Below are 20110 nucleotides of genomic sequence, written 5' to 3'. Positions count from 1 at the left end.
GTTGGGGGATTTGGTGCCGGTGGTGCGGGAGGGTTGGGGGATTTGGTGCCGGTAGTGCGGGAGGGTTGGGGGATTTGGCGCCGGTAGTGCGGGAGGGTTGGGGGATTTGGCGCCGGTAGTGCGGGAGGGTTGGGGGATTTGGCGCCGGTAGTGCGAGAGCGTTGGGTGGCGTAGGTCTGGCAGGATGGTGCAGTGACGATTACAGCAGCGGCCGACGGTTCGGCTTTAGGAAATCCCGGCCCGGCCGGATGGGCCTGGTACGTGAACGATGACTGCTGGCGTGCCGGCGGGTGGCCACACGGCACCAACAACCAGGGCGAGCTGATGGCGGTCCTGGACCTCTTCCGGGCCACCGCGCACGTCCCGGACGAGGACCTGCACATCCTGTGCGACAGCCAGTATGTGATCAACTCGGTAACCAAGTGGATGCCGGGTTGGAAGCGGAAGGGCTGGCGGAGGTCCGACGGCAAGCCCGTACTCAACGTCGAGCTGCTCAAGGAAATCGACCAGGCGCTCACCGGACGCAAGTACACCTTCGAATGGGTCCGCGGTCACGCCGGCCACGATCTCAACGAAGCGGCCGATGATCGCGCCCGCGCCGCCGCCACCGCGTACCAGCAGGGCGTCGCGGCCCGGCAGGGCCCCGGCTTTGTCCGCGCCGGCGACACTCCCGCAGCTGATCCGGCCCCCGCAGGCAACGCTCCCGCCCGCGCTGGCGAAACGGCCGCTCCTGCCGCGCAGCAGACGGCCGGGGAGGCCCGCCCCGCAGCCCGGACGGAGTCCCGGCAGCCGCTGGCCGCCCGCGCTGGAACCCGGGAGGTGTTCGCTGAACCGACCCTGTTTGGTGAATCCGGCCTGTTCGCCGAACCCGACCTCTTCAGCGAATTGGAAGAGGAGTCCCGGGCAGCCGCGGCCGGTCCGGAACAAAGCCCGGAGGCCGTCGTCGAGTCGCTGGAGCGCGAACTGCTGCTCCCCGAGACCCGTGCGGACCTGGGACGCCTGGGTGTGCTGCTGCACCCCGACTTCACCGAGATCGGTAGCTCGGGGCGGCTTTGGACCCGCGACGAGCTGATGATGGAACTGGAGGAGAATTCCGACAGTACGGCCGAACTCGAGCTTCTGGCCGCGGACCGGCTCGGCGACACGGCGGTGCTCCTGACCTACCGCAGCCACACCCGCGCCGGGACGGTGCTGCGGAGTTCGCTGTGGGTCCTGGACGGTGCCCAGTGGCGCCTGCGCTTCCACCAGGGCACCCCGGAGGCCTAGCAGCAGCACAACGCCGCCGCTGGCCACGCGGGAAGCCGCCGGCTAGCTGAACCGCTGGGTGTTGTTCAGCTCGGCCTGGGCGTAGCTGGCCGCTGCCGAGTTGAGCGCGAGGTTGATCGAGGCCAGGGAGGCCTCGACCTTGCCCTGGGTCAGCACCCACTCGGCGAGCAGGGCCTGGAAGTTCGTGGCAGCCGAGCCGCGCCAGCTTGCCTGCAGCTCCTCCAGCCCGTGCCGCATCGCCTGCACGTCGGCGCTGATTCTCTCGACGGTGGCCTGGACGTTGGCGGACTTGAGCTGGAGCAGTTCGGTATCGACGGAAATGATGCTCACTTCGGTGGCCTTTCGACGACTTGGGGTGCCCGGACTTTCCGGACACTGTGAGCCTAGGCAGCTGCCGTCACCGTTCCCAGCACGCAGAACCCCTATGTGGAAAAGGCTAGCTGCGCGCCGGGCCGCCTGGTTCGGCTCCGGTCGCCACGTCAGAGCCGGCTCCGGACTCCGCCTCGGCGTCGGGGCCGGTATGCAGGCCGGTCCCGGCAGCGGCGCCGGTGCCGTGCTCGGCTTCGGCCAGCTCCGCCTCCGGAGGCTCCGCGTCCGCCAGGAACGGGAGGCTGACCACCAGGGTGGCGCCGCCGCCCTCGGTCGGCTCCACGCGGACGGTGCCCGAGTGTGACCCGACGATGGCGGCCACGATCGCCAGGCCCAGGCCGCTGCCGCCGGTTTCCCGGGTCCGGGAGGTGTCCGCCCGGTAAAAGCGTTCAAAGATCCGCGCAGCCTCGTCCTCCGGGACGCCGGGGCCGTGGTCGCGGACCTCGATTACCGAGCGGCGCGTCCCGTCGGCGTCGGCCCGCACGCCCACGGCGAGTTCGATCGGGGTGCCCTCCGGGGTATAGCGCAGGGCGTTGCCGACAAGGTTGCCGACCACCTGGCGCAGCTTCGCCTCGTCGCCCATCACCGGGGCGGGAGTGCCGGCGCCGCCGTCGAGGCCGCGGAGCGCGATCACCCGGCTCCGGTCGCTGGCCTGGGTGTCCACCACGGCGTCGTGGGCCAGCAGCAGCAGGTCCACGGGCTTCTGCTGCAGCGGGCGCTGTTCGTCGATCCGGGCCAGCAGCAGCAGGTCCTCCACCATGGCGCCCATCCGCTTGGCCTCGCTCTCGATCCGCCCCATCGCGGTGGCCACGTCCTCGGGCGTGGCCAGGGCGCCGTGCCGGTACAGCTCCGAGAAACCGCGGATGGTGACCAGCGGCGTGCGCAGCTCGTGGGACGCGTCGGCGGCGAAGCGGCGCATCCTGGCCTCCGACGCCATCCGGGCGGCAAAAGCCGACTCAATGTGCGCCAGCATGGCGTTGAGGGACCGGCTCAACCGGCCGACCTCGGTGTCGGGATTCTCGACCTCCACACGCCGGGACAGGTCCCCGGCGGCAATCGCCGCCGCGGTCTTCTCCACCCGCCCCAGCGGGCGGAAGGACCGGGTGACGGTCCAGGTGGCAATGAAAAAGGCCAGCACCAGGGTCAGCAGCCCGACGCCGACGACCACCAGGACGGCGTGCTCCATCACCGAATCCACCGGGTAGAGCGGCAGCCCGATCACGACGACGGCGGCGTGCTGGTTGCCGTCCAGCACGGTAACGGCCACCACCCGCCAGTTGCGGCCCTCGGTGCCGCGGACCTGGAACGGCACCTCGCCGCGGTCACGGGCTTCCTGCGGTGTGATGCTGGTGATGGCCGGACGCGAGCCCTTGCTGCCGCCGAAAACGTAGGACGGCTGGCCCGGGCTGAAGAGCATCAGCGAATAGTCGGTGGGGACATTCGGATTCTGGTCCTGCAGCTGGCTGAAGGACTGCTGCTGGCGGGCCGTCTCGACGGCGGCCTTGAGCTTGTCATCGACCTGGCCCTGCAGGTAGCTGTGCAGCAGGGCGAGGGTGCCGGCGCCGGTAGCGGTGAGGGCCACGAGCATCAGGGCCATCATGATGGCGACCAGCTGGGACCGCAGCGACGCCGTCCTCCAACGGTGCAGCAAGGTCAGCGCTTCTCAGCCGTCCGCAGCACGTAGCCGACGCCGCGTTTGGTCTGGATCAGGGCCGGTGCCGCGGGGTCGATGTCCACCTTGCGCCGGAGGTAGGAGATGTAGGACTCCACGATCGAGGCGTCCCCGTTGAAGTCGTACTCCCAGACGTGGTCGAGGATCTGGGCCTTGGAGAGCACCCGGTTGGGGTTGAGCATGAGGTAGCGCAGCAGCTTGAACTCGGTGGGGGACAGCTCGATCACGGTGCCGCCGCGGCGCACCTCGTGGGCGTCGTCGTCGAGCTCCAAATCGTCGACGCGGATCACGGCGTCGTCGTCCTGGAGCGGCTGGGTGCGGCGCAACACGGCGCGGATGCGCGCCACCACCTCGTCCAGGCTGAACGGTTTGGTGACGTAGTCGTCGCCGCCGACAGTGAGGCCGGTGACCTTGTCCTCGGTGTCGTCCTTGGCGGTCAGGAAGAGCACGGGGAAGTGCTTGCCTGCGGCGCGCAGCCGGCGGGTGACGGTGAACCCGTCCATGTCCGGCAGCATGACGTCCAGGACGGCGAGGTCCGGGGAATGGAGCTCCGCGGCGGCGAGGGCATCGCGGCCGGTGCCGGCAGAGACAACTTCGAACCCGGCGAAGCGCAGCGAGGTGGAGAGCAGCTCGCGGATGTTGGGTTCGTCATCGACGACAAGCAGCTTGGCTTCGGGACCGTTCTTTTTCATGGTTCCCATGATGCTCCCAGAATCTGTGAGTTTTCTGAACGCCGGATGTGTGTTGAGTGGGCGTCCGCTAGTGGCCGGCGCCGACGTCCTTCGCGTCCATGATCCGGTAGGCGTAACCCTGTTCGGCCAGGAACCGCTGGCGCTTCGCCGCGAAGTCCTGGTCCAGGGTGTCCCGGGCCACCAGGGAGTAAAAACGTGCGGCGCGGCCGTCCTGCTTGGGCCGGAGCAGCCGTCCCAGCCGCTGCGCTTCCTCCTGGCGGGAGCCGAAGGAACCCGATACCTGGATCGCCACCGAGGCCTCCGGCAGGTCGATGGAGAAATTGGCGACCTTGGACACCACCAGGGTCTGCACCTCGCCGGCACGGAACGCGTCGAAGAGCCGTTGGCGCTCCTTCACCGAGGTGTCGCCCTTGATCACCGGCGCCTGCAGGCGCTCGCCGATCTCGTCCAGCTGGTCGATGTACTGCCCGATCACGAGCAGCTGCTCGCCGGCGTGCTCGGCCACAAGCCGCTCAACGATCCCGGTCTTGGTCTCCGAGGTGGCGCAGAGCCGGTACTTGTCCGCATCCTCGGCCATGGCATAGGCCACCCGTTCGTCGCGGGGCAGATCCACCCGGACCTCCACGCAGTCCGCGGGCGCGATGTAGCCCTGCGCCTCAATGTCCTTCCACGGGGCGTCGTAGCGCTTGGGCCCGATCAGGCTGAAGACCTCGCCCTCGCGGCCGTCCTCCCGGACCAGGGTGGCGGTCAGGCCCAGCCGGCGGCGGGCCTGCAGGTCCGCGGTCATCCGGAAGATCGGCGCCGGCAGCAGGTGCACCTCGTCGTAGATGATCAGGCCCCAGTCGTTGCCGTCCACCAGCTCCAGGTGCGGGTACAGCCCGCCCCGCTTGGTGGTGAGCACCTGGTAGGTGGCGATCGTAACGGGCCGGACTTCCTTGACGGAGCCGGAGTACTCGCCGATCTCCTCCTCGGTCAGGGAGGTCCGCTTGAGCAGCTCGTCCTTCCACTGCCGGGCGGACACCGTGTTGGTGACCAGGATCAGCGTGGTGGTGGAACTCGTGGCCATGGCGGCCGCACCGACCAGCGTTTTGCCGGCACCGCAGGGGAGCACGACGACGCCGCTGCCGCCGGCCCAGAAGTTCTCCGTCGCCAGCTGCTGGTAGGGCCGGAGTTTCCAGCCGGTTTCGTTGAGCATGATGGGGTGCGGCGTGCCGTCCACGTAGCCGGCGAGGTCCTCCGCGGGCCAGCCGATTTTGAGCAGCAGCTGCTTGAGCTGGCCGCGCTGGGAGGAGTGCACCACCACGGTCTCGGCGTCGATCCGCGGCCCCAGCAGGGGAGCGATCTTCTTGGCGCGGCTGACTTCCTCGAGGACCGGGTAGTCGGAGGTGCGCATCACCAGGCCGTGCTGCGGGTCCTTCTCGAGGCGCAGCCGGCCGTACCGGGACATGGTCTCTTCAATGTCGATCAGCAGCGAATGCGGCACCGGGAACCGGGAGTACTTGAGCAGCGTGTCGAGCACCTTCTCGGCGTCGAGCCCGGCCGCCCGCGCGTTCCATAGTCCTAGCGGCGTGAGGCGGTAGCTGTGGACATGTTCCGGGGCGCGTTCCAGCTCGGCGAACGCCGCGATCGCGTGGCGCGCCTCGGTGGCCTGGTCGTGGTCCACTTCCAGCAGGATGGTCTTGTCACTCTGGACGATCAGCGGTCCGTCATTCACTGGAGCAGTTCCTCTGTGGCTTCAACATCAATGATCCGGTGGATGGACAGGACCCGTTCGGTTTCCTTGGCCGGATCGAACACGCGCACACGCCCGCCACTCACTGCTACCGGAACAACGGTTTCGCGGGTGGCATTCCCCAGGCTGTCGACGACGTTCATCACCACCCGCTGCTTGAGCCGGATGGCCTTCTGCAGCGTCTCCAGGCCCAGCTGCGTCGCGGCCTCGCCGCCGGACGCCCCGGACGCCCCGGCGGCGCCGCGGGCTCCCGGCGCAGCGGCGCCGGGAGCAGACCCGCCGTCGCGCAGCACCGCGAGCTGGGCGTCGACGTCGGCGTCCGCGGGGGCGGTGCGCGGGGCGGTGTAGACCGGCCGGGCGCTGCCCGGTGCCGCGGTGCTGCGGCGCAGCCGGACCGTGGCGGAGTCGGCCTCCTCCACCGCGGGGGACAGGCCCAGGCTGCGGAGCAGCTGGGCCGCTTCCCGGGGCGCTGCATGCGAGACCAGCACGGTCGGCGCGATCCGGACCAGGCCCAGGCCGGAGGCTGCCGGGGTGCTGAGCAGCTCCAGCAGGGCGGTTTCGTCCTCGCTGTGGATGAAGCTCGCGGCGGGACCCACCCGGAGCCGGGCGTGGCGGGCGGCGGTGTCTTCAATGAGGTACTGGAGCGGCTGCGGGACGGCGGTGGCCGAGTGCTCGCGGAGGAAGTCCAGCAGCGCGCCGGCGTCTTGCCCGGCGTCGAGGGCGCGCCGGACCGAGGCCACCGAGAAGCGGTAGATGGTGGCCGGGCCTTGGCCCTCGGCGTCGGCCATGGTCAGGAGCTTCTCGCTCAGTTCCGGGTCCAGGTAGCCGGGGGCGACGGCGGTCAGGTCCGCCTGGAGCAGCACGTGGTTCAGTGCCGCGGGCAGGTGCTCGCCGAGGATGGCCAGCGCTTGGTCGGGCTGTTCGACGGCGATCGCCGCGCCGATCTGGCTCAGGGCGCCGGAGCCGACCAGGCCCAGCATTTCGGCCTCGGCGAGGACCCCCTGGATCAGCGAACTGAACCGGCGCGCCATCCGCGGCTGCGACCAGTCGGCCCGTTCCAGCACGGCGGCGGCGTCCAGTACCGGAGCTTCGCCGTCCGCCGCGGCGGCCTCCACGGTGAGTTCGTTGAGGATTTCCAGGATCCGCTTCCGGACCACCGGGGCGTCCGGCCGCTGCGCCTCCGCGGAGAGGGCGTTGATGGTGCTGCCGGCCGGGCCGCGGTGGGCCTGCGCGGTGGCGACGCCGCTGACCGGTTGGCCGACCAGGGACGGGACCCGCTCGCTGGCAAGCCAGGCGTTGACCAGCCAGAGCCACTGCTCCTGGCGGGGCAGCGTCAGCCATTCCAGCTGCGGCGCCTGCACCCAGGCGGAACTGTCCACGTCCAGGCGCAGCAGCCCGGCGAGGGCGCACAGCTCGGCCAGCACGCCCGCCTCGTGCAGCCCGATCCGCAGCGCGTCGGCGAGGCGCTTCATCTCCCGCACGCCCACACCGCCGCTGCGCAGCGTGACAAGGGGCTGCTCACGCACCGCGTACAGCAGTTCACCGGCCAGCCGCAGCGTTTCGGCGATGGCGCCCAGAGCGGCGTTGCGGCGCAGCGCCGCGGTGGTCAGCCCCAGCCGTGGCGCCGGCGGGCTGAGGGCGAAATGCTCGATCACAAAGCCGCCGCGGAGCGCCACGCCGACGCTGTGCGGCAGTTCCACATGGGCGGCGTCCAGCGGCACCAGCAGCCCGCGGGCCAGCAGCCAGTCGACCGGCCCGACGTCGGAGCCCTCGTTCAGCACCGACGCGCGGCGCTGCGCCTGGGGCACGGCACCCATCGCCCAGTTGCCGAAGCGGGCGAGCAGCGCCGTCGTGCGTTCCGGCGCGGTGGCAAGGAGCGCCTGCAGGGCGTCCGGCGACGCGGTCCAGTGCTGCAGCGACAGCGCCGCCTCCATCGGGGTGGTGGCGGGAGCGATGTCGGCGCCGCTGTGGTGCAGTTCGCCGACCAGTTGCACCACGCGCTGCGCGAAGGCGGGCTGCAGCCGGACGAGCTCGGTGTAGCTTCTGCCCAGCCCGGCAGGGTAGATGCCTATGACGTCCTTGAGGCTGCCGACCGGAAGGTAGTAGCGCTGCCGGCCCGCGGCCGGGGTCACGCCGTGCGGCGGCTCGGCCCGGTGCACCAGGGCCAGCTCCTGCAGCGAGTGCAGCAGCCGTTCCAGCGCGGTGGCCGTGGAGCCGTTGATCAGCCGCTTGAGCGTGGCGGCGGACGCGCTGTGCCCGGTGTCCGTGTTGGTGCACAGGTGCAGGGTCTCGAGGACCTGCATCTCGGGGCGGTTCAGCCGTTCCAGCGCCCGCTGCACGCTGACCCGGCCGCTGGCCCGTGCGGCCAGGGCGGCGAAGTCCGGCACCGCGGGGGACATCAGGTCCGGCCGCGCGGCGAACAGGGCCCGCAACGAGTCGTCGCTGCGTGCCTGCAGTTCCTTGCTGAGCGCGCGGATAAGGGACATCAGTCCAACGTTACCTTTCGCCGTGCCCGGGCGCCCGGCGCCGGGCTGCGACGGCGTCGACCACCAGGGCGAGCATCAGCAGGAACGCCAGCGGCAGCCCATAAAGCGCGGTGGATGTAATCCACGCCGGGGCCACCACGTTGTTGAAGGCCATGACCATGACGGCTCCGACGGCGGCCAGCGAGAGCGCGGCCACGGCGGCCGCAAGAATCAAGAGGGGCCGCCGGAAGCGCTGTGCAGTCATGGAGGCAACGCTAACAGCCCGGCTTCGCCCGCGCCTCAAGCCGTCAAAGTGGCCAAGGCAGGATAACCTTGGAGGAACAGACCAACACGGTCCGGGCAGTCATACCCTGAACCCGCATAACCATGCGGATGCGGTGACCGCCGGCCGCGTCCCCCAGAACGAAGAAGGTTGATTACGTGCCCACCGGCAAGGTCAAGTGGTATGACAAGGAAAAAGGCTTCGGATTCCTCGCAGGCGAAGACGGCCAGGAGGTCTTCCTGCCCAAGTCGGCGTTGCCCGAGGGCGTAACCGAACTCAAGGCCGGAACCCGGGTGGAGTTCGGTGTGGCCGACGGCCGCAAGGGAGCCCAGGCCCTGGGCCTGCGGGTGCTGGACAAGACCCCGTCGATCGCGAAGGCCAAGCGTCCCAGCGCGAAGGACCTCGCACCGCTGGTGCAGGACCTCGTCAGCGTGCTGGACAACCTCTCCGGAACACTGTCCGCGGGGAAGTACCCGGAGGGCAACAAGGCCAAGGCCATCGCCGTCGCGCTTCGTAAGGTCGCCGACGAGCTGGACGCGTAAGGCCCTGCGATGACTCCGGAACCTGAACAGAACGCCGCCGCGGCGGCCGGTGGGGCCGCCAAGGCCGCCGGCGCCAAAGCAGGATCCAAGCCGCGCTATGGCGTGCCCGTCTGGCGCGTCGGCAAGCCCGACGCCTTCCTGGCAGCCTCGGTCGACGTCGCCCGTGCCGCGGTGGAGGGCATCGCCCCGGCGGAACAGATCGGCCGGCACCTGGCCGCCAAGAGCGAGGGCGACCGCCTGGTCACGCACCTTTTTGAGTCCAAGCTGCCCGGTTACGGCGGCTGGCAGTGGTACGCGGTGCTGACGCGCAATTCGCGTTCCAAGACCGTGACGGTGGATGAGCTGGGCCTGTTGCCCTCCGACGAGTCCATCCTGGCCCCGGAGTGGGTGCCGTGGGCCGAGCGGGTGCGTCCGGAGGACGCGCAGCAGGATGAGGCCGCCGACGCCCCTGCGGCTGTTGCCGCGCCGGAAGGGCACGCCGCCGACGACGACGCCCCGGAAGAGCCCGCCGACGACCCCGCCGCCGACGACGCCGCCGACAGCGACGCCCCGGAAGGGTCCGCCGACGACGCCGGCAGCGACGCCCCGGAAGAGCCCGCCGTGGTTGACGCCGCCAGCGAGTCCGGGCAGGCCGAGTCCGCCGCCGAGGCCAACTAGCGGTTTGGAACTGTTCGGGGGAATGCGGCGGAGGGTCGGGACATGAGGTCCACCTTCAAATCGCTGCACATCCTGAACTACCGGATCTGGTTCATCGGCGCCCTCGTCTCCAATATCGGGACCTGGATGCAGCGCACCGCCCAGGACTGGCTGGTCTTTGACCACCTGACCGCGCAGGACGCCGGCGCCATGGGCGTCACGATGGCCCTGCAGCTGGGCCCGCAGCTATTCCTCGCCCCCGTGGCCGGACTGGTGGCCGACCGTTTCAACCGCAAACAGCTGCTGGTCCTGACGCAGTCCGCGATGGCAGTGTTGAGTGCGGCCCTGGGCCTGCTGGTGTTGTCCGGCGCCGCGCAGCTCTGGCACGTCTATGTCTTCGCCCTGCTGCTGGGCGTCGTGTCCGCCCTCGATGCGCCCGTGCGCCAGACCTTCGTCTCCGAGCTGGTCCGCGACGACTACCTGCCCAACGCCGTCGCCCTCAACAGCGCCTCCTTCAACGTGGCGCGGATGATCGGCCCCGCCGTCGCCGGGATGCTCACCGTCGCCATCGGTCCCGGCTGGGTCTTCCTGGTCAACACCGTCACCTTCCTGGCCCTGCTGCTGAGCCTGGCCAAAATCCCCGCCGCCTCGCTCCGGCAACTGCCGCGGGCCCCGGCCGGGAAGGGCAGGATCCGCGAGGGCCTGCGTTACGTCCGGTACCGCCCCGACATTGTTGTGGTGCTGGTGGCCGTGTTCATCGTGGGCACCCTGGGATTGAACTTCGTTCTCTTCATCGCCGCCATGGTCGGCACCGAGTTCGGCCTGGATGCCGGCGCCTTCGGCCTGATGAACTCGATCATGGCGATCGGTTCCGTCGCCGGCGCGCTGCTCTCCGCCGGGCGGGGTCGGCCGCGGATGCGCGTGATCTTCGGCGCGGCCGGTGCCTTCGGCCTGACCTCGGGCCTCGCCGCGCTGGCACCGAACTACTTCTGGTTCGGCGTCGCGCTGGTGCCGGTAGGGCTCTTCGCGATCACCATGATGACCAGTGCCAACGGCTACGTCCAGACCACTACGGACCCGGTGATGCGCGGCCGGGTGATGGCCCTGTACATGGCGATCTTCATGGGCGGCACCCCCATCGGCGCGCCGCTGGTCGGCTGGGTGGCGAACGTGGCCGGCGCGCGCTGGTCGATGGGTGTTGCTGCGGCCGCCGGGGTGATCGCTGCCCTGATCGGCATGGTCTGGATCGTCCGGGCGCAGCAGTTGCGGATCGCTTTCAACCGCCGGGCGCGGGGCTTGCGCTACTTCCGCGTCGTCCCCGGCAATTCTTTCCGGGCGGATAACCCGAAGGAAAACCGGCCGGAAAACCCGGACGGCGCCGCCCGGGAGGAAAACCCGGACGACGCCGTCGGCCGCTGACCCGCCCCGGCCGGGACGGCGCCGGCGCTACTTCTTGAGCTCGCCGACGACGAAGTCGATGCACTCGAGCAGCGCGGAGACGTCGTCCGGCTCGATCGCCACGAAGGTGGCAATGCGCAGCTGGTTCCGGCCGAGCTTGCGGTACGGCTCGGTGTCCACCACGCCGTTGGCGCGCAGGACCCTGGCGATGGCCGCGGCATCGATCGAGTCGTCGAAGTCGATCGTGGCAATCACGTTGGACCGGTCCTCGGCCCTGGCCACGAAGGGGGTCGCGTAGGGGGAGGCCTCGGCCCAGCGGTAGATGCGGCCTGCCGAGTCGGCGGTCCGCGCGGCGGCGAAGTCGAGGCCGCCGTTGGCGTTGAGCCACTGCACCTGCGCGTCCAGGGTCACCAGGGTGGCCAGCGCCGGAGTGTTGTAGGTCTGGTTCAGCCGCGAATTGTCAATCGCGGTCTGCAGATCCAGGAAGTCCGGAATCCAGCGGCCGCGGGCTTTGATCCGGGCCGCGCGCTCCAGCGCTGCCGGGGAGAACAGCCCCAGCCACAGGCCGCCGTCGGACGCGAAGTTCTTCTGCGGCGCAAAGTAGTAGACGTCGGACTCGGCGACGTCCACTTCCAGGCCGCCGGCGGCGGAGGTGGCGTCCACCAGGACGAGGGATCCGGCGTCGGCACCCGGCACGCGCTTCACCGGCGCGGCGACCCCGGTGGAGGTCTCATTCTGCGGCCAGGCGTAGGCGTCGACGCCGGCCTCGGCCTGCGCCTCGGGGCGGGTGCCGGGCTCGGACTTGATGATCGAGGATTCGGCGAGGAACGGTGCCTTGTTGGTCGCCGCGGCGAACTTCGAGCCGAATTCGCCGAAGGACAGGTGCTGGGCCTTGTTCTCCACCAGGCCGAAGCTGGCGATGTCCCAGAACGCCGTGGAACCGCCGACGCCGAGGATGACCTCGTAGCCGTCGGGGGCGCGGAAGAAGTCACTCAGACCGGTCCGGACCGACCCCACGAGGTTCTTCACCGGCGCCTGGCGGTGCGAGGTGCCGAGCAGCTTCGCCGACGCCGCGGACAGGGCCTCCATCTGCTCCGGCCGGAACTTGGACGGCCCGGCGCCAAACCGGCCGTCCTTGGGAAGGAGGTTCGCGGGGATGGTGCTGCTGGTGTCGCTCACAGTGGCTCCAATGTTTCGGCTGGGTGCGTGGCGTGGCTCGGACGGGCCCCGCGCAGGATTCGGCCGGACCCGCTCTATATTCTGCCCGACGGTCGCGGCCGGGCGGGAAAACCGTCCGTCACAGTCCGGTCATTGACGCGGACGCGGGAACCGGACGCGCGGCCGGTTCCGGCGTTGGAAGCAGGTCCACGGAAGAGCGGACAAATTATCCGGACTAATTCAAAATAGGCTAGGCTGTGCGGTGACGTACGGCGGATCTCGCCGGGGCGCATCCTGCACGCTGTACGGTGGGAATGACGCAAGGACGGCGCTCGAGGAGCTGAGCTGAATGACGGATCTGATCGATACCACCGAGATGTATCTTCGGACCATCCTGGAACTTGAAGAAGAGAACATCGTCGCCCTCCGCGCCCGCATTGCCGAACGGCTCCGTCACTCCGGCCCCACCGTGTCCCAGACCGTCGGACGGATGGAACGGGACGGACTCGTGGTCGTTTCCGGGGACCGGCACCTTGAACTGACCGACACGGGCCGGAAACGCGCCATTGAGGTCATGCGCAAGCACCGCCTGGCCGAGCGGCTGCTCGCCGACGTGATCGGACTTGACTGGGCGTACGTCCACGAGGAAGCGTGCCGCTGGGAGCACGTGATGAGCGAACGGGTCGAACGCCGCATCTTCGAAATGCTGGACCACCCGACAGTGTCCCCCTACGGGAACCCGATCCCCGGTCTCGCCGAACTCGGCGGGCTCCCGACGGCGGAACGCGGCGGGGTGGTCAACCTGCTCGAGGCGATGGCCGGCTACGGCGCGGATTCACGGATCACCGTGAACCGGCTGGCCGAGCCGATCCAGGTGGAGCCGGAGCTGCTGGTCCAGCTCGACGAAGGCGGGATCCGTCCCGGAGCCAGGGTGTCGCTGGAGCGTGTGGGGGAGTACATCTCGGTCCGGGTGCCGGACATTGAAGGCGCGCTCGAACTGCCGCCCGAGGTCGCCGCCCACGTGTTCGTTACGCTCGGGTAACCTCGGCTCCTCCCGCATCCGCGGACCCGCCGCCACGTTATGCACAGGCGAGATAACGGAATTATTACTGCTTGCCTTAATCCCTTATAGTTGATGACTAGCACCGATACTAAAGCGTTATCTGATCCGAAGCCGAGCTCTGCCAGCGGATCAGTACAGCGAGTCACCTTCTGGCAGAGGCGGGGGAACCACAACCGGCTGCTGATTCAGCAGCCTTGGGGTGAAGTCCGCTAGCGGCAAGCAAACACCATGAGGGATCCGCTGAGGGTGCCCTTGTGTCTGGATGCTTGCACCGGCGGACCGGGTCTTTGATCTCTCTGACCCGAATCCGACAGCTAACTTCGCAGGCTATCCAGAGAGGAACCCTTCTTGACCACCCAGACCGTCAGGGGCCGCCGTCGTGCGACCGGTCCCGCTCCGGAGCCGCGCCCGGCCGCCGTCGTTCTCACCGAGCGCCCGCGCGATGCGCACCGCGACGAGCGCCGCGGCCGGCGCAGCCCGTTCCGCCAGGTAACCGACTTCGCCGCCGTCAGCGGTGTGGGTCAGAGGGCCGGCATCGCCCTCGCGGCCACCGGACTGGTCCTCACCGTCGCCGTTCCGGCCACCGGCCCCGTGACGGCCACCGAGTCCGCCAGGGCCGGCTCGGTTTCCGCCGCGGCGCAGCCCGAGGTCAAGGCAGCGGCCGCCGAAATCAACTTCAGCCGCACCGCGGTCACCACCAAGGGCGACCCGGACAGCAAGCTCAAGCAGCTGCTCAGCGCCCAGTCCGTGGGAACCATCACCCGGGCGGCCTCGGCCGGGAGCCTCGGGGCCCCGCTGGACGCCATGGTCACAGTGTCGCCGTTCGGCTACCGGGTCAGCCCGATCACAGGCGCCGTCGGCGACTTCCACCGCGGCCAGGACTATGCCGCGCAGTGCGGTACCGCCGTGCGCGCCGCCGCGAGCGGCACCGTGACGTTTTCCGGCTGGCACCCCTACGGGGGCGGCAACCGAGTCGTGATCGACCACGGCAACGGCCTGGAAACCACGTACAACCACTTGGAGTCCTCCAATGTCCGCGTGGGCCAGCAGGTCTCGCGCGGCGATGTGGTGGCGATGAGCGGAACCACCGGCGCCTCCACCGGCTGCCACCTCCACTTTGAGGTGATGGTCAACGGGGAAGTCGTTGATCCGCTGGGCTGGCTCTAAGCCGACCCGAGGGACGACTCGCATTTCTGTGACACGCCGTGATCTGAATGTGACATTGAGTCCCAACTGCTGTACCGTATGAAGCACGCCAACTTCTCCGAAGTTGGCGCTCTTGAGTGGATTGCCTAACTCTGCCACCGCTCAAGGTCCGTTCGCATGACATCGTCTGGCAGGGGCGGGGGAACCAATTTTGGTCTTCGCAAGAAGACCTTGGGGTTAAGTCGCAAAGCTTCCCAGGAAGCGGAGCGGCCGGGTGACTCCCATCCGAATCCGACAGCTCACCTCGTAGGCATTGGGAGAGGCTACTTTCGTGTCTTCACGCCACAATGCTGCGCGTTTTCGCGCTGGCGAGGCTCAGTTGAGCCCGCTGAACTCCATGCTCCGCGTTGCCCTTGCCGGCGCCCGGACAGGATCACGCAACGCAGTTCCCGCTTTTGGCGCGTCTTCGCAGTACACCCTTCGCTAAGAAACCCGTTTCGGGGCGATCCGGCGTACCCCCAAGATGCCGGAGCGTCCTCAGTCCCGCCTGCAAGCAGTGCGGACATTTAGGATCACGAAAGAGAGAACTAAATGACTACTCGTGCAAACATTGCACGCCACCGCGCGGAGGTCACCAAGACCAACTCGCTGGCTGTCATTGCTAAGGCCGTCGGCGACAACGCCGGTGGTATGGGTCGCCAGGCCGCGGTTATCGCTGCAGCCTCCGGCCTGGTTCTGACCAGCGGTATCGCAGCCAACGCTGCCGAGACCAACGTTCAGCGCGAATCGACGTCCGCTTCCGCCCTGGAAGTACAGTCCAACGCTCCGGCCACGATCTCCGCGGCCTCCACCATCGCGATCTCCTACGAGAAGCCCGCGGTCAAGACCGCGCCGGGCCCCGTCGTCGAGGCTCCCAAGCCCGTCGTGCAGGTCAAGGAAGCCACCACCGACGCAACCGCGCCGGCAGATGGCTCCGCCGACACCGCCACCACGGGCACCGCGACCACCGCCTCCGTGGCCACCAAGGCTCCCGCCGCCGTCAGCGGCATGGGCGCTTCGATCGCCGCTGCTGCCTACGCGCAGATCGGCGTCTCGCAGGACTGCACCATGCTGGTGACCAACGCGCTGGCCGCGGTCGGCGTCAACTACCACGGCTGGCCGGCAGGTTACCTGTCCCTGGGCCGCACCGTGAGTGCCGCCGAGGCCCAGCCGGGCGACCTCGCCTACTACCAGAACGGCGGCATGGGCGTGGCCCACATCGCGGTTTACGTCGGCAACGGCATGGCCGTCCACGGCGGCTGGAACGGTGGAACCACCGCGCTGTACAGCGTCAACGTCGGCTCCGGCCCGGTCTTCATCCGCGTCGGCGGCTAGGACCCAGTCCGGACATCAGCCCGAAGCATCGTGAAAGGACCCCTGCCCCGCGGCAGGGGTCCTTTCCGTTAAGCAGCAGGGCGCCCGGCAGCGGCGCGGGGAATCGGGACACAGAAAAATTCGGCAATCCGGGCCTTGGGTGTTTACTCTTGTGGTGTCGATCCATAGCCCGACCATGCACAGGGCAGCCGGCCCTAGTGCCCCTGGCGGGTGCGGCCGTGAAGAGGTATGCGGATGCGCACTCTCGTTCTGAATGCTGGATATGAACCGCTGGCGGTAGTCACCTTCCGCCGGGCGCTGGTCCTTGTATTGACCGGAAAGGCCAGTGTGGTGGCCGAAGGGGACGACCCGGTGGTGGGCCCGCAGGACATCCTCGGCCGCCCGTCGGTGATCCTGCTCAACCGCTACATCAGGCCGCGCTACAACACCTTGACGGCTGTCAGCCGCAGGGGTGTGCTCCGTCGCGACGGCCACCGTTGCGCCTACTGCGGCAAGGCTGCCCACACCATTGACCATGTCCAGCCCAAATCGCGGGGCGGCGCGGACTCGTGGGAGAACCTTGTGGCGGCGTGCCTGCGCTGCAACAACGCCAAGGGCGACCACACCCCCGCCGAGATGGGCTGGAAGCTCGGCTTCGTTCCCGGGCCGCCCAAGGGCACCATCTGGCAGATCAAGGAACTGGAGAAGCCGACCCCGGCCTGGGACCCGTTCCTGCTGCCCGAAAAGGCGCACTAAGCCCCGCTCTGACGGCGACCGCTCCTGCGGCCCGATGCGGCTAGGCTGGGCTGGTGGAATTCGACGCCGTTATCCTCGCCGGGGGCCGGTCCTCCCGGCTGGGTGGTGTGCCCAAGGCCGGGCTGATGGTCGACGGCGCCACCCTGCTTGCGTGGGCGTTGCGGGCTGCCGGGGACGCCCGCCGGATCGTCATCGTCGGCCCCGCGTCCGGTGACCTTCCGCCCGGGGTGCTTGGCTGCCGCGAGGATCCGCCGTTTTCCGGGCCCGCCGCAGCCATCGCCGCCGGCCTCTCCGCCCTCGCCGCGCAAGGCTCAGGTACGCAAGGCTCAGGTACCCAAGGCTCAGGTATGCAGGGCCCCAACGGCCTGCCCGGGGGAACTGTCGCCGATGCCCCGGCGCCGCTGACTCTGGTGCTCGCCTGCGATATGCCCCGCGTCGCCGGCGCCGTGGCCGCACTGCTGGACGCGGCGGCCGAGGACCCGGACGGGGACCCGGCGGGTGCGCGTAGCGGTCTGGTGGCGGTCTCCGCGGACGGCCGCACTCAGCCCCTCGTCGGGCTTTATGACACGGCCGCGCTACAACAGGCTGTGGCCGACGCGGCCAGGCGGAACACACTCGAGGGGGGCTCGGTCTTCGCCCTGCTTGCTAGTCTTGAGCTGCGGACGATTCCGGTTCCGCCCGGTTCCACGGACGATGTGGACACCTGGGATGACGCCTCCGTACTGGGGGCCGCCAGCCCGGGGGCGGGCACGTCCGGGACGCTCCGGCCGAATTCGACTTTGGAGGCAAACGGTGAAAAGCCAGGATGAAACGCTTGAAGACTGGTGCCGCGCGCTGCTTCAGGCCCTTGAACTCGAAGATGTTGACATCGACATCAATGAAGTGCTGGGACTGGCCGGGGTGGCCGCGCACTCGGTCGTGCGCCCCGCCGCGCCGCTGACGACGTTCATCGCCGGCTTCGCGGCCGGCCTGGCATCCGGCTCCGGCCAGGCGCCCGACAGCGTATCGATGCAGGCCGCCATGGGCGTGGCACGGAAACTCGCCAAGGAGTACGCCGCCGCCGAGGCTTCCGGGGCATGACCCCCGCGCCCCCTCTTAGCGAAAGCAACCCTGACCAGGAGAGTTCCGTCCCGGAAGGGGCGGCTGCCGGCCAGCCGGCCCAAACCGACGCCACAGAAACCGGCCAGCCGGCCGAAACCGGCGCCGAAGAAATCCGCCCCGACGCGGCCGCCGACGGTGCCGAGGGCGCAGCCTCCGGTGCGCCGGAAATCCCGCACCATCACCTCGCCCACAGCTGGCAGGAGGCCCGGCAGCTGGCCTTCGACTGCGCCGAGCCCATCCCGGCAGCCCCGGTTCCGCTCCGGCACGCCCTGGGCCGGACGCTGGCCGAAGACCTGACGTCGCTGCATGACATGCCTCACTATGCCTCCTCCGCGATGGACGGCTGGGCGGTCAACGGCAGCGGCCCCTGGATCCTCGCTGAGCCGGGCCAGCGGCTGGCCCCGCACCAGGCCAGCCCGGTTAACACCGGAGGGCTGATCCCGCCCGGCGCAAAGGCCGTGCTCCGCAGCGAAAGCGGCGTCATCGCCCCGGATGAGGACGGGCTGCCGGTCCTGAAACTCGGCGGCCGCGCCAAACCGGGGGAACCCCGCAACGGCGACCACATCCGCAAGGCCGCGGAGGAAGCCGGCGCCGGCGAACTGCTGATCAAGGCAGGCGCCGTGCTCAACCCGGCCCACCTGGCTCTGGCCGCCCTCGCCGGCCACGACGCTTTGCCGGTCCTGGGCAAACCCTTGGTGCGGTTGGTCCTCACCGGATCCGAGGTCGTCAGCGCCGGCGTCCCTGCGCCGGGGGAGGTGCGGGACACCTTCGGGCCGCAGCTGGCCGCCGTCGTGGAAATGCTCGGCGGGATCTGCGCGGCGCAGGTCAAAATCGGGGACAGCGACGCCGAATGGCTCGCCGCTCTCGAAGACACCGATGACCCCGGCGCAGGCCAGGATCCTGCCGGCGGCGCGGAGCTGCCCGGCGAGGAATTGCCGGCCGACGTCGTCATCACCACCGGCGGCACGGGCCGCTCCGGCACGGACCACCTCCGGCGCACGGTGGCGGAACTGGGCGGCCGGCTGCTGATTGACGGCATCGCCATGCGCCCGGGCCATCCCGCCGTGCTGGCCGAGCTGCCGGACGGCCGGTTCGTCATTGGCCTGCCCGGCAATCCGCTCGCCGCCATGATGGCACTGTCTACCATCGGCGCCCCGCTGCTCGCCGCCCTCGGCCACCGGCCGCCGCCGCCGCTGACCGAGGTGCCGTGCGGGACCATGATCGAGGCGGACCCCGGCCGGACCCGGCTGATGCCGTTCCGGATGTTGTACGGCATGGCATCGCCGGCGCGGCACACCGGTCCGGGCATGATGCGCGGACTGGCCGCGGCCGACGGCGTTCTGGTGGTCCCGCCGCACGGTGTCCAGCTGGGCGAACCAGTGCCGGCCTTTGCGCTGCCCTGGGGCGCGGCCCTCCCGGAGCCGGCCGCCGCGAAACCCGCGGCGAAGCCGGCCACGAAACGGCCCGCCCGGAAACCGGCCGCCGACGGCCCGGTTGACTGGAGCGGCCTGCTTGGCTGAGCCGGGGCCAGAGTTCATGATGGATCAAGGGGTGTGCCGCCGCCGGCGGCCGAACCCGTACGCAATGCTGATGAGGAGTATCCGATGGGCCGCGTGACACAGCGCCGCAAGGTGCACAAATTTGTCCTGGACGGCTCGCCGCAGGCGCAGGAATTCCCGGTCCGGTACCGGGAGGACGTGCTGGCGGTCGAGGAGCCGCTCGAAATCCGGCTGGGCACCCTGTCCTTTTCCGTCACGATGCGGACCCCGGGCAACGACTTCGACCTGGTCGCCGGGTTCCTCGTCTCGGAGGGCGTCATCTGGTCCCCGGAGCAACTCGTCTCGCTGCGCTTTTGCGCCGGCGAGGACGAGGACGGCGTCCAGACATTCAACGTCGTGGAGGCGCAGCTGCGCCCCGACGTCGTCCGGCCGGACACGGGCCGCAACTTTTTCACCTCCAGCTCCTGCGGGATCTGCGGCACCGACTCGATTGACGCGGTACGCAAGTCCTCGCACTACAGCCCGGCCGCGGACCCGCTGACCGTGCCGGTGGAAACCCTGGCCTCGCTGCCGGACCGGCTGCGGGAAGCCCAGGCAGTCTTCGACGTCACCGGCGGCGTCCACGCGGCAGGGCTGTTCCGGATCGCCGACGACGGCTCGGCCGAGCTGCTCTGCCTGCGCGAAGACGTGGGCCGGCACAATGCGGTGGACAAGGTGGTGGGCTGGGCGCTGCGGGAAGGCCTGCTGCCCCTGAGCGGAACCGTCCTGCAGGTCTCCGGCCGGGCGTCCTTCGAACTGGTGCAAAAAGCGTCGCTGGCCGGGATCCCGGTGCTGGCCGCCGTCAGTGCGCCCTCCAGCCTGGCCGTGGAGCTGGCCGAGGCAGGCGGGATGACGCTCGCCGGGTTCAGCCGGGGCACCACGCTGAACGTCTATGCGGGCCACGAACGCGTGTCCGCGCCGGCAGCTATCGGCTGAGGCG

The 20110-nt window shown here is 69.6% G+C and carries 19 protein-coding genes and 2 riboswitches; of the genes, 12 read left to right on the top strand and 7 right to left on the bottom strand.

Translation table 11 applies throughout. The features are described 5' to 3' along the window. Positions 1-192 precede the first annotated feature (192 nt). Positions 193-1266, top strand: coding sequence for a ribonuclease HI family protein (locus tag ABIN76_RS15795; RefSeq protein ID WP_346960624.1), 1074 nt, complete (start codon positions 193-195; stop codon positions 1264-1266). Positions 1267-1308: 42 nt separating this feature from the next. On the opposite strand, the gene ABIN76_RS15790 is transcribed toward ABIN76_RS15795, so the two are convergent. The 6 genes from ABIN76_RS15790 to ABIN76_RS15765 form a co-directional block, all read right to left on the bottom strand. Further along, positions 1309-1596: a WXG100 family type VII secretion target gene (locus ABIN76_RS15790; RefSeq protein WP_346960623.1), complete on the bottom strand. Its 288-nt coding sequence runs from the start codon at positions 1594-1596 to the stop codon at positions 1309-1311. A 106-nt stretch (positions 1597-1702) separates the two neighbouring features. Continuing rightward, on the bottom strand, positions 1703-3286 hold the full coding sequence (locus tag ABIN76_RS15785) for a HAMP domain-containing sensor histidine kinase (protein ID WP_346960622.1): 1584 nt from the start codon (positions 3284-3286) through the stop codon (positions 1703-1705). A gap of 2 nt (positions 3287-3288) precedes the next feature. Then, positions 3289-3999: a response regulator transcription factor gene (locus ABIN76_RS15780; protein WP_175322020.1), complete on the bottom strand. Its 711-nt coding sequence runs from the start codon at positions 3997-3999 to the stop codon at positions 3289-3291. Between the two features lie 67 nt (positions 4000-4066). Continuing rightward, a complete protein-coding gene (locus ABIN76_RS15775) occupies positions 4067-5713 on the bottom strand; it encodes a DNA repair helicase XPB (protein ID WP_346960621.1) in 1647 nt (548 codons plus the stop codon). Next, positions 5710-8217, bottom strand: a complete 2508-nt coding sequence (locus tag ABIN76_RS15770) for a helicase-associated domain-containing protein (protein WP_346960620.1) — start codon at positions 8215-8217, stop codon at positions 5710-5712. Before ABIN76_RS15770 ends, ABIN76_RS15775 begins: the two co-directional genes overlap by 4 nt. Positions 8218-8227: 10 nt before the next feature. Beyond that, entirely contained in the window at positions 8228-8461 is a 234-nt protein-coding gene (locus ABIN76_RS15765; protein WP_346960619.1) for a hypothetical protein, read from the bottom strand. Positions 8462-8637: 176 nt separating this feature from the next. Here ABIN76_RS15765 and ABIN76_RS15760 point away from each other — a divergent pair, with 176 nt between their 5' ends. From ABIN76_RS15760 to ABIN76_RS15750, 3 genes are read left to right on the top strand one after another with little or no spacing between them, the layout of a single operon-like run. Next, positions 8638-9021 (top strand): cold shock domain-containing protein, encoded by a 384-nt coding sequence (locus ABIN76_RS15760; protein WP_175322024.1) that lies wholly within the window; start codon positions 8638-8640, stop codon positions 9019-9021. A gap of 9 nt (positions 9022-9030) precedes the next feature. Next, positions 9031-9678, top strand: coding sequence for a DUF3027 domain-containing protein (locus tag ABIN76_RS15755; protein WP_346960618.1), 648 nt, complete (start codon positions 9031-9033; stop codon positions 9676-9678). Positions 9679-9720: 42 nt separating this feature from the next. After that, entirely contained in the window at positions 9721-11076 is a 1356-nt protein-coding gene (locus ABIN76_RS15750) for an MFS transporter (protein ID WP_346960617.1), read from the top strand. Positions 11077-11103: 27 nt separating this feature from the next. On the opposite strand, the gene serC is transcribed toward ABIN76_RS15750, so the two are convergent. Further along, entirely contained in the window at positions 11104-12234 is a 1131-nt protein-coding gene (gene serC, locus ABIN76_RS15745) for a phosphoserine transaminase (protein WP_346960616.1), read from the bottom strand. A gap of 328 nt (positions 12235-12562) precedes the next feature. Here serC and ABIN76_RS15740 point away from each other — a divergent pair, with 328 nt between their 5' ends. The 8 genes from ABIN76_RS15740 to fdhD all read left to right on the top strand — a co-directional run bounded on the left by ABIN76_RS15740 (position 12563) and on the right by fdhD (position 20106). Beyond that, positions 12563-13255 (top strand): metal-dependent transcriptional regulator, encoded by a 693-nt coding sequence (locus ABIN76_RS15740; protein ID WP_346960615.1) that lies wholly within the window; start codon positions 12563-12565, stop codon positions 13253-13255. A 120-nt stretch (positions 13256-13375) separates the two neighbouring features. After that, a riboswitch (cyclic di-AMP (ydaO/yuaA leader) is annotated at positions 13376-13620 on the top strand. Between the two features lie 4 nt (positions 13621-13624). Beyond that, a complete protein-coding gene (locus tag ABIN76_RS15735; protein ID WP_346960614.1) occupies positions 13625-14443 on the top strand; it encodes a M23 family metallopeptidase in 819 nt (272 codons plus the stop codon). A gap of 112 nt (positions 14444-14555) precedes the next feature. Continuing rightward, positions 14556-14749: riboswitch (cyclic di-AMP (ydaO/yuaA leader) on the top strand. A 264-nt stretch (positions 14750-15013) separates the two neighbouring features. Further along, positions 15014-15796 (top strand): NlpC/P60 family protein, encoded by a 783-nt coding sequence (locus ABIN76_RS15730; protein WP_346960613.1) that lies wholly within the window; start codon positions 15014-15016, stop codon positions 15794-15796. Between the two features lie 234 nt (positions 15797-16030). Then, complete coding sequence (locus tag ABIN76_RS15725; RefSeq protein ID WP_346960612.1) at positions 16031-16531, top strand: HNH endonuclease; 501 nt, start codon at positions 16031-16033, stop codon at positions 16529-16531. 53 nt (positions 16532-16584) lie between these two features. After that, positions 16585-17340, top strand: coding sequence for an NTP transferase domain-containing protein (locus ABIN76_RS15720; protein ID WP_346960611.1), 756 nt, complete (start codon positions 16585-16587; stop codon positions 17338-17340). Beyond that, entirely contained in the window at positions 17324-17611 is a 288-nt protein-coding gene (locus ABIN76_RS15715) for a DUF6457 domain-containing protein (protein WP_346960610.1), read from the top strand. Before ABIN76_RS15720 ends, ABIN76_RS15715 begins: the two co-directional genes overlap by 17 nt. Next, entirely contained in the window at positions 17608-19152 is a 1545-nt protein-coding gene (locus ABIN76_RS15710; RefSeq protein ID WP_346960609.1) for a molybdopterin molybdotransferase MoeA, read from the top strand. Before ABIN76_RS15715 ends, ABIN76_RS15710 begins: the two co-directional genes overlap by 4 nt. Positions 19153-19236: 84 nt before the next feature. Beyond that, complete coding sequence (gene fdhD, locus ABIN76_RS15705; protein WP_346960608.1) at positions 19237-20106, top strand: formate dehydrogenase accessory sulfurtransferase FdhD; 870 nt, start codon at positions 19237-19239, stop codon at positions 20104-20106. Positions 20107-20110: the final 4 nt, after the last annotated feature.

This window comes from uncultured Arthrobacter sp., assembly GCF_964021775.1.
Taxonomy (GTDB): domain Bacteria; phylum Actinomycetota; class Actinomycetes; order Actinomycetales; family Micrococcaceae; genus Arthrobacter.
The sequence above is the reverse complement of the archived record's forward strand: the minus strand, read 5'-3'. Positions and strand labels throughout refer to the sequence as shown.

Bases quoted from the DNA above. Each gene is read 5' to 3' on its own strand.
- ABIN76_RS15780 (WP_175322020.1), bottom strand. From the start codon at position 3,999: ATGAAAAAGAACGGTCCCGAAGCCAAGCTGCTTGTCGTCGATGACGAA.
- ABIN76_RS15770 (WP_346960620.1), bottom strand. From the start codon at position 8,217: ATGTCCCTTATCCGCGCGCTCAGCAAGGAACTGCAGGCACGCAGCGAC.
- ABIN76_RS15765 (WP_346960619.1), bottom strand. From the start codon at position 8,461: ATGACTGCACAGCGCTTCCGGCGGCCCCTCTTGATTCTTGCGGCCGCC.
- ABIN76_RS15755 (WP_346960618.1), top strand. From the start codon at position 9,031: ATGACTCCGGAACCTGAACAGAACGCCGCCGCGGCGGCCGGTGGGGCC.
- ABIN76_RS15750 (WP_346960617.1), top strand. From the start codon at position 9,721: ATGAGGTCCACCTTCAAATCGCTGCACATCCTGAACTACCGGATCTGG.
- ABIN76_RS15740 (WP_346960615.1), top strand. From the start codon at position 12,563: ATGACGGATCTGATCGATACCACCGAGATGTATCTTCGGACCATCCTG.
- ABIN76_RS15730 (WP_346960613.1), top strand. From the start codon at position 15,014: ATGACTACTCGTGCAAACATTGCACGCCACCGCGCGGAGGTCACCAAG.
- ABIN76_RS15725 (WP_346960612.1), top strand. From the start codon at position 16,031: ATGCGCACTCTCGTTCTGAATGCTGGATATGAACCGCTGGCGGTAGTC.
- ABIN76_RS15710 (WP_346960609.1), top strand. From the start codon at position 17,608: ATGACCCCCGCGCCCCCTCTTAGCGAAAGCAACCCTGACCAGGAGAGT.
- fdhD (WP_346960608.1), top strand. From the start codon at position 19,237: ATGGGCCGCGTGACACAGCGCCGCAAGGTGCACAAATTTGTCCTGGAC.